Here is a 12,765-nt window from a genome sequence, read left to right as displayed (position 1 = left end):
ATTGATGGCGCTTTCGTTTTCTACTTTGTAAACGAAGCGCCATTCACTATTTAAATCACCCGTGAGAACTGCTGCATCCGCGCTTTCTGGCGCAGATAGGTATCAAAGCACATGCAAATGTTGCGGATCAGCAAGCGACCTTTCGCCGTCACCTGTATTCCCTTCTCATCCACATCCACCAGCCCATCTTTTGCTAACGGGGCGAGCAGCTTGAGATCTTCCGCAAAGTAATCAGCGAAGTGCAAATCCCACTGTTTCTCAATAGGGGCGTAATCCAGACGGAAGTTGCAGATGAGCGACTTAATCACATCGCGGCGAATACAGTCATCACGCGTTAGCGCAATACCACGCCACAGCGCATTGCCTTGTTCATCCACTTGCTGATAGTACTGCTTCAACTCTTTCTGGTTCTGCGCGTAGCAGTCGCCAATCATGCTGATGGCGGAAACGCCCATCCCCAGCAGATCGGTATCGCCCTGAGTGGTGTAGCCCTGGAAGTTACGATGCAGCACGCCTTCACGCTGGGCCACCGCCAGCTCGTCATCCGGACGGGCAAAGTGATCCATACCGATAAACTGATAGCCCGATTGCGTCAGGAAGGCGATGGTTTCCTGCAGGATATCGAGTTTTTGCTGCGGACTCGGCAGGTCAGCATCTTTGATTTTGCGCTGAGCAGCAAAAATGGTCGGCAGATGCGCGTAGTTAAAGACACTCAGACGATCGGGGTTCAGCTCCGCCACACGTTTCAGGGTAAAGGCGAAACTCTCCGGCGTCTGTTTCGGCAGGCCGTAAATCAGGTCGATGTTGGTGGAGGTAAAACCAATCTCACGCGCATGGTTAAGCAGTGCAAAGATGAACTCTTCATCCTGCTCGCGGTTAACCAGACGTTGCACTTCTTTGTTGAAGTCCTGCACGCCCATGCTCAGGCGATTAAAGCCTTCGGCGCGTAAATGATCGAGTACATCCAGTTCGATTTCCCGCGGATCGACTTCGATCGAAATCTCCGCATCGGCATTGAACTGGAAGTTTTCGCGCAGCAGCTTCATCAGGCGGCTGATTTGCGCTTTATTCAGATACGTCGGCGTTCCGCCGCCCCAGTGCAATTGGCTGACGTGACGCCCGGCGAACAGCGGTGCACGATGGACGATTTCTTGCTCCAGCGCGTCCAGATACTGATCGGCCTTGTGCTGCTGGCGAGTAACAATCTTATTGCAACCGCAGAAGTAACAAAGCTTATGGCAGAACGGGATATGTACGTAGAGAGATAATGGACGCTCAGGATAGCGCGCCACGGCTTGTAAAAACGCCTGTTCGCCGAAGTCTTCTGAAAACTCCAGCGCGGTCGGGTACGAGGTGTATCGTGGCCCGGAATAGTTATATTTCTGGATCAGGGCCAGATCCCAGTCGATTTGCTGTACAGACATGCTCACTCCTTCCGATGGCGTCTCTGGCGGCTACGGCGTACCGGCGGATGCCCGTTTCGGGTCATCAGCCGGTTGCGCAGCCACTTTTGTCGCCGCGACAACCGCTGTAGTTTAACGAATAACCACACCAGATAACATATAACCGGAAGGGTTATCAGCAGAACGGGAAGGCCCACGGCGGCAATCCGTTAGTTGCCCCGCAGCAGACGCATCATGTCTTCTTGCTTCTCGTCTTCTTCCTCTTCTTCGTCATCGTCATAAGAGAGGCCGAGTTTCTGCATCAACTCATCAATACGATCCAGTTTAGCATCCACCCAGGATTGCTCTTCGGCGCTCAGGGTTTCGCCTGCTTCCAGACGTTCCAGCAGCGCATCCAGACGCTCATCCGTTTCCAGTAATTCCAACTCCGCCTGCGGTGAAAGCATAGGTTTCTCACTCTTCGGTTTGTGCTGTTTGGTGACTTTTTCAGTCACGCCCAATGGAATAGGGGTTTTACTGCCAATACGTGGATCTTTTGGTGCGTTCTGGCCTTTGCTGCCTGACGTGGTGTTTCCGCCCGCTGCGCGGCTGCCCGGCGCATGACCACGACGTTTTTTCTGACGCTTGCGATCACGAGCTTCCTGATCCAGCTCCTCGCGTGTTTTTCGACGCGCTTTTGCATGACCTTTGCTGCGTGAGTTTGAAGATGATGGTTTCATAATGGTTCGTCTTTTAGCCGTTTTATTCAGTATAGATTTGCGGCGGAATCTAACAGAAAGCAAGCAAAGAAAAAAGGCGACAGATTACTCTGTCGCCTTTTTTCCTGACTCATAACCCTTAACGGGTCTTACAATCCTTGCAGGCCGCCAACACACCCTGTTTTTCCTTTAGCCGGAACAATCCGTGTTGATTCCATTTCCGTTTAATTACGTCTCCGGACGTTTGTCTTCCTGACAATCCTCTGTCTTCGCCTCCTGGCGCTCCTGACCCTCATCCTGAGTCATTGTTCCTGTTAGCGTCCTCGCTCTATGGGTGCTACTTTACGCCTTTGCTTTAAACAAACAATCAACCGCCATCAGTATTTGCACATTTTCAGAGTTTTATATAAAAGCAATTCACTGATTTATATAGCTTATTTGACATGCATCGCAGAATTTTCTCTGCTATTTCGCATAAAGACTATCGGCAATGTCTCACAAAGCGTATGGCTTTTACTTACAACGCTCACGCCGAAAAATCCGCCTTTTATTATGGTTCAGGTATAATCGCCACAAAGCTTTGACTGACGGAGACGACCGCTTTGACTAATTTGAATTATCAACAGACGCATTTTGTGATGAGTGCGCCTGATATTCGCCACCTACCTTCCGATACCGGAATTGAAGTGGCTTTTGCAGGCCGTTCCAACGCAGGTAAATCCAGCGCGCTGAACACGCTGACTAACCAGAAAAGCCTGGCTCGTACCTCAAAAACCCCAGGGCGCACCCAGCTTATCAACCTGTTTGAAGTGGCTGACGGCAAGCGTCTGGTTGACTTGCCTGGGTACGGTTATGCGGAAGTCCCGGAAGAGATGAAGCGCAAATGGCAGCGTGCGCTCGGCGAATACCTCGAAAAACGTCAGAGCCTGCAAGGTCTGGTGGTGCTAATGGATATTCGCCATCCGCTGAAAGATTTGGATCAGCAGATGATTGAGTGGGCGGTAGACAGCAATATCGCCGTTCTGGTGCTGCTGACCAAAGCGGACAAACTGGCAAGCGGCGCACGTAAAGCGCAATTGAATATGGTGCGTGAAGCTGTACTGGCGTTTAACGGTGATGTGCAGGTTGAAACGTTTTCTTCGTTGAAGAAACAAGGCGTGGACAAGCTGCGGCAGAAACTGGATACCTGGTTTAGCGAGATGCAGCCTGTAGAAGAAACGCAGGACGGCGAATAATTTTCTTGCCTTAATGCTTGTGCCGGATGTGGCGTATCCGGCCCGTAAATTCAATAGATTACAATTCTACCGTTGGCCTGATAAACATAGCGCATCAGGCATTACGGATCTTTTCTTTCGCCCAATAAAAAACGCCCCAGTCATTACTGACTGGGGCGGCTAAAATATTCAGCCAAATCCGATTACGTGAAGTAAAAGGTCTGAAAGATAGAACATCTTACCTCTGTACCCTACGCGACTAACTTTACTCTTTTTTGTTCAGTTCAGAAAGCACTTTTTGTAATTTTTTTTCAGTTGTTGCATAGGAATTTCTAATAGCCATCACAAAACGTGACAGCTTATGTTGCTTACTTACGAAAAAAGGGCATGTTCAGGCGAATCTTAGTGCGCCTGATCCCAGTTTTCGCCACTCCCCACTTCCACCAGCAACGGCACATCCAGACGGGTACAGTTTTCCATCAGTTGATGAATCTGCTTCGCGACGGCATCAACATCATCTTTATGAACTTCAAATACCAGTTCATCGTGTACCTGCATGATCATACGTACACGCGGTTGCTCAGCCTGTAACCACGCATCAACGGCAATCATCGCCCGTTTGATAATGTCGGCGGCGGTTCCCTGCATTGGCGCGTTAATGGCTGCACGTTCAGCCGCTGCACGACGAGCACCATTGCTGGATTTGATATCCGGCAGATACAGACGGCGTCCGTCCAGCGTTTCAACGTAGCCCTGCTCTTTCGCCTGAGCACGGGTGCGTTCCATATACTCCAGCACGCCAGGGTAGCGTTCGAAGTAAAGGTCCATGTACTTCTGCGCTTCTTTACGTGGAATGTTCAATTGCCGCGCCAGACCGAAAGCACTCATGCCATAAATCAGACCAAAGTTGATCGCTTTCGCGCTACGGCGTTGCTCGCTGGTGACGGTTTCCAGTGGCAAACCAAACACTTCTGCCGCCGTTGCCCGGTGGATATCTTTTCCTTCCGCGAATGCGGTCAGCAAGCCTTTGTCACGCGAAAGATGCGCCATAATGCGCAGTTCAATCTGCGAGTAGTCCGCTGAGACAATCACATAATCCTCTGGCGCAATAAACGCCTGGCGGATACGACGACCTTCTTCGTTACGCACCGGAATGTTTTGCAGGTTAGGATCGGTTGACGATAAACGTCCCGTTGCAGTTACTGCCTGGTGATAAGAGGTATGCACACGCCCGGTTTTCGGGTTGATCATCAGCGGCAGCTTGTCGGTGTAGGTCGATTTCAGCTTCGCCAGACCACGATACTCCAGAATCACTTTTGGCAACGGATAGTCCAGCGCCAGTTCTTCCAGTACCTCTTCCGACGTTGACGGCGCGCCACCCGGCGTTTTCTTCAGCGGTTTAATACCCTGTTTTTCAAAGAGAATGGTTTGTAACTGCTTGGTGGAAGAAAGGTTAAATTCTTCACCTGCAATTTCATGCGCTTTCTTTTCCAGCTCAGCCAGACGCAAGGTGAGCTCTTCAGAATGATTGTGCAGCACTTTCGGATCGATCTTCACACCGTTACGTTCAATGCGTGAAAGCACCGGCACCAGCGGCATTTCGATATTCTCGAAGACGTTCAACGGCCCTTTGTGTTTTTGCAGATCTGGCCACATTTTCAGATGCAACTGCAAGGTGACATCAGCATCTTCGGCGGCGTAACGTCCGGCCTCTTCGAGGGCAATCTGGTTAAAGGTCAGTTGATTTTTGCCTTTACCCGCAATCTCTTCAAAAGTGATGGTTTTGTGCTTCAACCAACGTTCCGCGAGGCTGTCCATATCGTGACGCCCGGCAACGCTATTGAGAATGTAGGACTCCAGCATGGTATCAAACGCAATCCCACGCAGCTCAATGCCGTAATTCGCCAGAATACCGCGATCGTATTTCAGGTTTTGCCCGACCTTCAGCGCCTTTTCATCTTCCAGCAGCGGTTTTAGCAACTCGAGTGCACGCTCGCGAGAGATTTGATCGGGCGCATCAAGATAATCATGAGCAACCGGAATATATGCCGCTACACCTGGCTCGATAGCAAAAGAAAGCCCGACCAGGTTAGCAGAGATGTTATCAAGGCTGTCGGTTTCGGTATCAAATGCAAATACCGGCGCTTTTTCCAGCTTCGCAATCCACGCTTTCAGTGTTTCTTCATCAAGGATGGTGACGTAGTTGTCATAAGAAATCACCGTTGCCGTCACTTCTGGCGCTTCGTCTGCAACACTGGTTTCCTGTGGCTTCGCGGCTGGTTTTGCCCCTTTGGCCTGTAACCATTTGCCCGCTTCGACATCAGCAGTCCAGCGTTTGAACTCATACTTTTTGAACAGCCCCAACAACTCTTCCGCTGCCGGTTGCTGCACTTCCAGTTGTTCACAGGTCAGCTCCAGTTCAACGTCGGTTTTAATCGTCGCCAGCTGGTATGAGAGATAAGCAACTTCTTTGTTTTGCTCGAGCTTCGCTGCCATTGTTTTCGCGCCACGGAAGCTCAACCCAGCAATTTTTTCTGGCTCGGCATACAGCGTATCCAGTCCGCCAAGACCTTGCAGCAATGCCTGCGCGGTTTTTTCACCGACGCCCGGTACGCCAGGAATGTTATCAGAGGAGTCACCCATCAGCGCCAGGAAATCGATGATCAGTTCTGGCGGCACGCCGTACTTATTCACCACCTCTTCCGGTCCGAGGATGGTATTCGTCATGGTATTGATAAGCGTAATATTTGGCGTCACCAGCTGCGCCATATCTTTATCGCCAGTGCTGATCAGCACCGGACGCCCGGCTTTTTCGGCTTCGCGCGCCAGAGTACCGATAACGTCGTCCGCTTCTACGCCAGAAACCGCCAGCAGCGGCAGTCCCATCGCTTTAACCATCGCGTGCAAGGGTTCGATTTGTGCACGCAGATCGTCCGGCATTGGCGGGCGATGTGATTTGTAATGTTCAAACAGTTCATCACGAAAGGTTTTTCCCTTGGCGTCAAAGACCACCGCTGCATGCGTCGGTTTATATTGCATGATCAGACTGCGCAGCATGTTGAGGACACCATACATCGCACCGGTCGGCTCGCCTGCGCTGTTAGTCAGCGGGGGAAACGCGTGATATGCGCGATAAAGATAAGATGAACCATCTACAAGGATAAGTGGATTTTGGGGGATCTGAACCATAATGTCCGTGCCTGTTTATCAGATTATGGGTAAAGGATGCCACAGACAGGATGAAAACATGAGTTTTTCACCGCTTTTCGTGAAAATCTTTTGTAGATCTTCTGGATCGCTCGCAAATCGTCATGTGGATAACTTTGTGCATAAATTATTTACATCGCTTTTAATTTATTATCATGCTTTTTACAGCATGATGTTTGTCTTTGTTTTTCATGCAGTTAAAAATAAATCCATCCCTAATAATTGAGATAATGGGATTTTTTCTAATGTGGATAGATATGAATTATTTTTCTCCTTAAGGATCATCCGTTATTTGGGTCGTTTTCTGCTAAAATCTGCGCCTTGCGCTTCTTTAGCGCACTGTCTATGGCTAACCTTTTGAATCAATTCATTATGACGAGAATACTCGCTGCGATAACCCTTTTGCTGAGTATCGTATTGACCATTTTGGTCACTATTTTTTGTTCCGTCCCGATCATCATTGCCGGGATTGTAAAACTATTGCTACCTGTGCCAGTCATTTGGCGAAAGGTTTCGCGTTTTTGTGATTTTATGATGTATTGCTGGTGTGAAGGTCTGGCGGTATTACTGCATCTGAACCCACACCTGCAATGGGAAGTTCACGGGCTGGAAGGGTTAAGTAAGAAGAACTGGTATCTGCTTATTTGTAACCACCGTAGTTGGGCAGATATTGTCGTACTGTGCGTGCTGTTTCGTAAGCACATTCCGATGAATAAATATTTCCTCAAGCAACAGCTGGCCTGGGTGCCATTTCTTGGCCTGGCGTGCTGGTCGCTGGATATGCCGTTTATGAAGCGTTATTCCCGCGCTTATTTATTACGTCATCCGGAGCGACGTGGTAAAGATGTTGAAACCACTCGGCGTTCTTGTGAAAAGTTTCGCCTGCATCCCACCACCATTGTCAATTTCGTTGAAGGCTCCCGTTTCACGCAAGAAAAACATCAGCAAACCCACTCCACTTTTCAAAACTTGTTGCCACCAAAGGCGGCAGGCATTGCGATGGCGCTAAATGTACTGGGTAAACAATTCGATAAACTGCTTAATGTTACGCTGTGTTATCCGGACAATAACCGTCAGCCGTTCTTCGATATGTTAAGCGGTAAACTGACGCGGATTGTCGTACATGTGGATTTACAGCCTATTGCCGATGAGTTACATGGCGACTACATCAATGACAAAAGCTTTAAGCGCCATTTTCAGCAATGGCTGAACTCATTGTGGCAGGAAAAAGACCGGCTTCTGACGTCTCTCATGTCATCACAGCGTCAGAATAAGTAAGTTTTACTCGCCTCTGAATGAGCAGAGGCGAGTGAGTATTTTAATGAACAAAACGTCCGGCACGAGACATAAATTCTTCTTCGCTCATCTCCTGTCCGTTAAAAACAACTTTACCCGGTGTATAACGCAGCTGCAGCGAGGCGGTATTGTTGTCAATCGTGATTAACTGAAACATCTGACCTAATGTCATCATCCCGCTGATTTGTTTATCAGCCTGCTTTTGCGCTTTTTCCGCATCCATTCCTTCAGATAAATTAAGCTGTTTTGCGGTTTCTGTGACGACATTAAGCGGTAACTTCACATCAAAATTGAGCGATTTGATATCTTTGTTTGTGGATGATGAAGATTTGGCTGGGTCGGCAATACTGATATCCAGATTGGCATTTAGTTCGCCGAGTGCGTTCTTCCATTTTACCGGTTGTTTAATGGTCGGCTCACTTTTTTGTAATAACGGTAAATACTCTTTGAACAATGCAGCATTCACTTCTTGCAGAGCAACTTCATCGTTTGCTAACTCAGGGTGTGCAGCAAGCTGCTTCTGCATCGCAATGTTATACTGGATGATAAATTGGCGCACTGCTGAGAGATCAATAGATTCAGCAATCAATGACCACTCACCACTACCGAGTTGCTGATTCCCTTTTGTTAACTTATCAAGTTCGTAGGTGAGATTGACATTGATATAATCTTTGTCTTTAACGCGATCCAGCCTGGTTTTTGCAACGAAAGCATCGATTTGGGCAACGTCTTCCCCGTGATTGATAATGTTAATCTGATTAAATTTCGACTCGCTTTCACCAACCGGAAATTTCTTTTCTTCTAATCGCGCCAGAGAATCAATGGTAAAACTTTTTGCCGTTACTTTGTTCATTGGTGATAATTGCAGAACAATATCTTCGACTTTGCCTTCAATATCCAGGTTAGACAATGAACTACCATCACCATTAAAAGTAAACTGGCCCTCACCAAAAGAAAACTTTCCATACTCTGCAGGGGCAACATCTAATGTCGTAGAGAATGAGCCACCAAACGCGAATCGCAATGTCGCTTCCACGGGCGATTTATTTTTCGCGGCGATAAATAGCGGTTGTGTCAGTTCATTATTCACTAAGTTCACTTTTGCCGCTGCCAGTGCTGGGATGACATTACCATGCATTAACATTGTGATGGGCAACGGACCGTGCTCAACATCCACATCAAATACAACTTTCTGGCCTGGCTTGATATTGAGATCGGGTGCACCGTTATCGAATGTCATTTGCATTTGAAAACGGGAATTAAAAAAGCCTTTGTCAAAGTTTTTATAACTTAACGTCATATCGTAGGCATGTTCACCTTTCTTTTTCGCATCGTTAAAATCTTTAATAAACTTTTCGACACCAGGCTGAATTTGCGTACCTGTGTACCATGTGCCACCACCCCAGATTACGGCTAACGCAACAATAACACCTGTAGCTGACTTATGTATCATATAAATATTCCCTGATAAAACAGCAAAACTTTAAATATCCGCTTATGCTGAAATAATGTCCAGCGGCAGGACGCATTATCAGAATGTATTTATATTTATTAAATAATAAAAAAAACCCGTGAATATTCACGGGCCTTATGTAATTTACATTGAATTATTTTTTCTCGGACAGATATTTCACTGTATCAGCATACTGCTGAACAAAAACATCCATATTGCTGGTATCCATACCCTGCGGATTCAGCTGATATTTACCGTTAACAAACATCGCCGGAACGCCACGCAATTGCACGTCAGCTGCAGCTTTTTCCTGCTGAGCGACCAGAGATTTGACCACGAAGCTGTTCCACGCCGCGTCGTACTCTTCACCTTTAATACCTGCGTTGATAAATACATCGCGGATATCAGATGCTGAACGAATGGTCTGGGTTTTCTGTACGCCTTCAAACAGCGGAACAGTGACTTTGTCTTCCACGCCCAGCGCCATCGCCACAGCCCATGCCTGAGTCAGATCTTTGCCCAGGTCACCACCCATGAAGTTGACGTGGTATTTAGTCATCTTCACGCCTTCCGGCAGTTTTTTCTTCACATTATCAGAAATATGCAGAACTTCTTCAAACTGATAGCAGTGCGGACAGAAGAAAGAGAAAAACTCCAGCACTTGCGGCGCGCCAGCTACCGGTTTTTCCAGGGTAGTGTACTGTTTACCATCTTCATACTGCGCCGCCGATGCGCTAAACGCTAAAACTAAACCAGCCAGCGCCAGCCAAATCTTTTTCATGATCTACTCTCTCCGATTAATACATAGGTGTTAATTGTAAAGGGGGTTCTTGTAGAACTTTTGCCTGTTCTATAAAAGTCGCCGTTTGTCGCAGCCAGTAATCTTCCCCGGTTAACCACGGGAAATTTTTCGGGAACGCGGGATCAGCCCAACGCCGCATTAGCCAGGCAAGATAATAAACCAAACGCATGGCGCGTAAAGGTTCAATCAGTCCGATTTCAGCGGTGTCGAACTCGCTAAATTCTTCATAAGCTTCAATAATAGTTTCCAGTTGCATCCGCTGCTCGGCTTTATCGCCATTGAGCAACATCCACAAATCCTGAATAGCTGGACCATTACGTGCATCATCCAGATCAACAAACATTGGACCATCGCGCCAGAGAATATTCCCGGCGTGGCAGTCTCCATGTAGCCGCAGAACGGTGAAGTCTTCCCGCCAGTGTGCTGTAACGGCGGCGATCAGCTCATCTGTCGCTTTCAGGAATGCCGCTTTCAACCCGGAAGGCATCAGTGTAGCGTCCTCAAACAGCTTGCGTGGCTCAATGAGATATTCATTCAGACCGATGGTCGGGCGATGGATAAAAAGCTGTTTGCGCCCCGTCTGGTGCATACGCCCTAAATAACGCCCAACCGCTTCCATCTGATCGATATTATCAGCTTCGAACTGGCGACCACCGACGCTTGGAAAAACAGCGAAATAAAATCCCTGATGATTCAATAAAGTCTGACCGTTAAAGGCCACAGGTGCTGCGACCGGAACTTCATCATTTACCAACTGCAACGCAAATTGATGTTCTTCGAGGATTTGATCGGCTGTCCAACGTTCAGGGCGATAAAATTTGACGACAAAACGTCGACGATCTTCGTCCTGAAATTGATAGACACGGTTTTCATAGCTGTTAAGCGGGGTAAGACCGGAATCCACCCGGATCCCTTGCTCAAATAGAGCATCCATGATGGTATCCGGGTGTAGTGTCTGGAAAGTAAAAGCGCTGTTGTTCATCCCATCATCCGGAAAACATTACGAATGATGAAGGATATCATTTCACGATGATTTTGGTGGCACCGCTTACAAGCTTTTACTCTTTAATTACGCCGCGAGCGCGTAACAGCGCCGTTTTGAAGTCTTCTTCATAATCTTTCTGCAAACCCGGGATCACCGCATCTTTCGCGGAATCACGCATTTTCAGGTGATAGATCAGAATGTCATCCGTCAAATCCGCCAGTTCGCCGTCAAAACCTGACTCTTTCGCCAGTTTCTGCAAAAATTGCAACAGGTTAAGGTCTGGCTCTTTTTGCCAGGCTGGCTGGAGGAGTTCAATAACTTCATTCAGACGTTTACATTTCATAGTAATGCTCCTTACTCTTGAGACAGACACGTTAGCAGGGTCAATCCCACAATAAAAGAGGCGATATCGGTGAATCTGATGACGACGATAACAGGCGTTGTGCTGGCAGGCGGTAAAGCCAGACGAATGGGCGGCGTAGATAAAGGATTGCTTGAATTAAACGGCAAACCATTATGGCAACATGTCGCTGACGCGCTTATGACGCAGCTCTCTCACGTCGTGGTTAATGCCAATCGCCATCAGGAAATCTATCAGGCAAGCGGTCTGAAAGTGATTGAAGATTCACTGGCGGATTACCCAGGCCCTCTGGCAGGAATGCTTTCAGTAATGCAGCAGGAAGCAGGCGAGTGGTTTTTGTTTTGTCCGTGCGATACTCCTTATATTCCCGAGGATTTAGCAGCCCGGCTTAATCATCAGCGCAAAGATGCGCCTGTCGTGTGGGTCCACGACGGTGAACGCGATCACCCGACTATTGCTCTGGTAAACCGCGCAATTGAGCCTTTATTACTGGAATATCTGCAAGCAGGAGAACGCCGGGTAATGGCATTTATGCGTCTGGCTGGCGGTCATGCGGTTGATTTCAGCGATAATAAAGATGCATTTATTAACGTGAATACGCCAGAGGAGCTTGCCCGATGGCAGGAAAAACGATGATACCGTTACTCGCCTTTGCCGCGTGGAGTGGTACCGGAAAAACTACGCTTTTGAAACAACTGATCCCGGCATTATGCGCCAGAGGGATCCGTCCAGGGCTGATTAAGCATACGCACCATGATATGGATGTTGATAAGCCAGGCAAAGATAGCTATGAGCTGCGCAAGGCTGGCGCGGCACAAACCATCGTTGCCAGCCAGCAACGATGGGCCTTGATGACGGAAACACCAGACGAAGAAGAGCTGGATCTACAGTTTCTCGCAAGTCGAATGGATACCTCAAAGCTGGATTTGATTCTGGTCGAAGGGTTTAAGCATGAAGAGATCGCAAAGATTGTGCTGTTTCGCGATGGAGCCGGACATCGACCTGAAGAATTAGTGATAGACAGGCATGTTATTGCTGTAGCCAGTGATGTGCCGCTTAATCTTGATGTCGCATTACTGGATATTAATGATGTTGAGGGGCTGGCTGATTTTGTGGTGGAGTGGATGCAAAAGCAGAACGGATAAGCAAGAGTAGGCTGGATCAGACGCAGCCAGTGTCGCATCCGACCTTTTTCTGCACCAGCGCAAAAAGGCCCAGTCTTCCGACTGGGCCTTCTGCTTAATTTGATGCCTGGCAGTTCCCTACTCTCGCATGGGGAGACCCCACACTACCATCGGCGCTACGGCGTTTCACTTCTGAGTTCGGCATGGGGTCAGGTGGGACCA

General features: G+C 48.2%; 11 protein-coding genes, 1 rRNA gene and 1 pseudogene. 4 read left to right on the top strand and 9 right to left on the bottom strand.

Translation table 11 applies throughout. The features are described from left to right. Nucleotides 1-50: 50 nt before the first annotated feature. The 3 genes and pseudogenes from hemN to ACJHW7_RS19780 all read right to left on the bottom strand — a co-directional run bounded on the left by hemN (nt 51) and on the right by ACJHW7_RS19780 (nt 2,407). The gene (hemN, locus tag ACJHW7_RS19790; protein ID WP_000116090.1) at nt 51-1,424 is read right to left on the bottom strand and encodes an oxygen-independent coproporphyrinogen III oxidase; all 1,374 of its coding nucleotides are present in this window, start codon (nt 1,422-1,424) and stop codon (nt 51-53) included. 188 nt (nt 1,425-1,612) lie between these two features. Next, nucleotides 1,613-2,122 carry a Der GTPase-activating protein YihI gene (yihI, locus tag ACJHW7_RS19785; RefSeq protein WP_001295266.1) on the bottom strand — a complete coding sequence of 170 codons (510 nt, stop codon included), beginning with the start codon at nt 2,120-2,122 and terminating at the stop codon, nt 1,613-1,615. Nucleotides 2,123-2,240: 118 nt separating this feature from the next. After that, nucleotides 2,241-2,407 (bottom strand): annotated as a pseudogene (locus ACJHW7_RS19780) (hypothetical protein). Nucleotides 2,408-2,703: 296 nt separating this feature from the next. Here ACJHW7_RS19780 and yihA point away from each other — a divergent pair. Further along, nucleotides 2,704-3,336, top strand: coding sequence for a ribosome biogenesis GTP-binding protein YihA/YsxC (gene yihA, locus ACJHW7_RS19775; RefSeq protein WP_000183349.1), 633 nt, complete (start codon nt 2,704-2,706; stop codon nt 3,334-3,336). A gap of 381 nt (nt 3,337-3,717) precedes the next feature. Here the strand turns inward: yihA and polA are convergent, their stop codons facing one another. Further along, the gene (gene polA / locus ACJHW7_RS19770; RefSeq protein ID WP_000250006.1) at nt 3,718-6,504 is read right to left on the bottom strand and encodes a DNA polymerase I; all 2,787 of its coding nucleotides are present in this window, start codon (nt 6,502-6,504) and stop codon (nt 3,718-3,720) included. 363 nt (nt 6,505-6,867) lie between these two features. Between polA and ACJHW7_RS19765 the strand changes: the two genes are divergently transcribed. Further along, on the top strand, nt 6,868-7,800 hold the full coding sequence (locus tag ACJHW7_RS19765) for an acyltransferase (protein WP_021557378.1): 933 nt from the start codon (nt 6,868-6,870) through the stop codon (nt 7,798-7,800). A gap of 40 nt (nt 7,801-7,840) precedes the next feature. Here the strand turns inward: ACJHW7_RS19765 and ACJHW7_RS19760 are convergent, their stop codons facing one another. The 4 genes from ACJHW7_RS19760 to ACJHW7_RS19745 all read right to left on the bottom strand — a co-directional run bounded on the left by ACJHW7_RS19760 (nt 7,841) and on the right by ACJHW7_RS19745 (nt 11,401). After that, entirely contained in the window at nt 7,841-9,271 is a 1,431-nt protein-coding gene (locus tag ACJHW7_RS19760) for a YdgA family protein (RefSeq protein ID WP_021557377.1), read from the bottom strand. A gap of 154 nt (nt 9,272-9,425) precedes the next feature. Further along, on the bottom strand, nt 9,426-10,052 hold the full coding sequence (gene dsbA, locus ACJHW7_RS19755; RefSeq protein ID WP_000725337.1) for a thiol:disulfide interchange protein DsbA: 627 nt from the start codon (nt 10,050-10,052) through the stop codon (nt 9,426-9,428). 16 nt (nt 10,053-10,068) lie between these two features. Beyond that, on the bottom strand, nt 10,069-11,055 hold the full coding sequence (srkA, locus tag ACJHW7_RS19750; protein WP_001065520.1) for a stress response kinase SrkA: 987 nt from the start codon (nt 11,053-11,055) through the stop codon (nt 10,069-10,071). 76 nt (nt 11,056-11,131) lie between these two features. Beyond that, nucleotides 11,132-11,401, bottom strand: coding sequence for a YihD family protein (locus tag ACJHW7_RS19745; RefSeq protein WP_001295263.1), 270 nt, complete (start codon nt 11,399-11,401; stop codon nt 11,132-11,134). A gap of 69 nt (nt 11,402-11,470) precedes the next feature. Here ACJHW7_RS19745 and mobA point away from each other — a divergent pair, with 69 nt between their 5' ends. Together mobA and mobB are read left to right on the top strand one after the other, a co-directional pair. Next, nucleotides 11,471-12,055 carry a molybdenum cofactor guanylyltransferase MobA gene (mobA, locus tag ACJHW7_RS19740; RefSeq protein WP_001052174.1) on the top strand — a complete coding sequence of 195 codons (585 nt, stop codon included), beginning with the start codon at nt 11,471-11,473 and terminating at the stop codon, nt 12,053-12,055. Next, on the top strand, nt 12,037-12,564 hold the full coding sequence (gene mobB / locus ACJHW7_RS19735; RefSeq protein ID WP_000907641.1) for a molybdopterin-guanine dinucleotide biosynthesis protein MobB: 528 nt from the start codon (nt 12,037-12,039) through the stop codon (nt 12,562-12,564). The genes mobA and mobB overlap by 19 nt, the downstream gene beginning before the upstream one ends. A 104-nt stretch (nt 12,565-12,668) precedes the next feature. Here mobB and rrf read toward each other — a convergent pair. Next, a 5S ribosomal RNA gene (gene rrf, locus ACJHW7_RS19730) occupies nt 12,669-12,765 on the bottom strand; the annotation flags it as partial.

This window comes from Escherichia sp. WS1152 (genome assembly GCF_046487665.1).
Taxonomy (GTDB): Bacteria; Pseudomonadota; Gammaproteobacteria; order Enterobacterales; family Enterobacteriaceae; genus Escherichia; species Escherichia coli.
The sequence above is the reverse complement of the archived record's forward strand: the minus strand, read 5'-3'. Positions and strand labels throughout refer to the sequence as shown.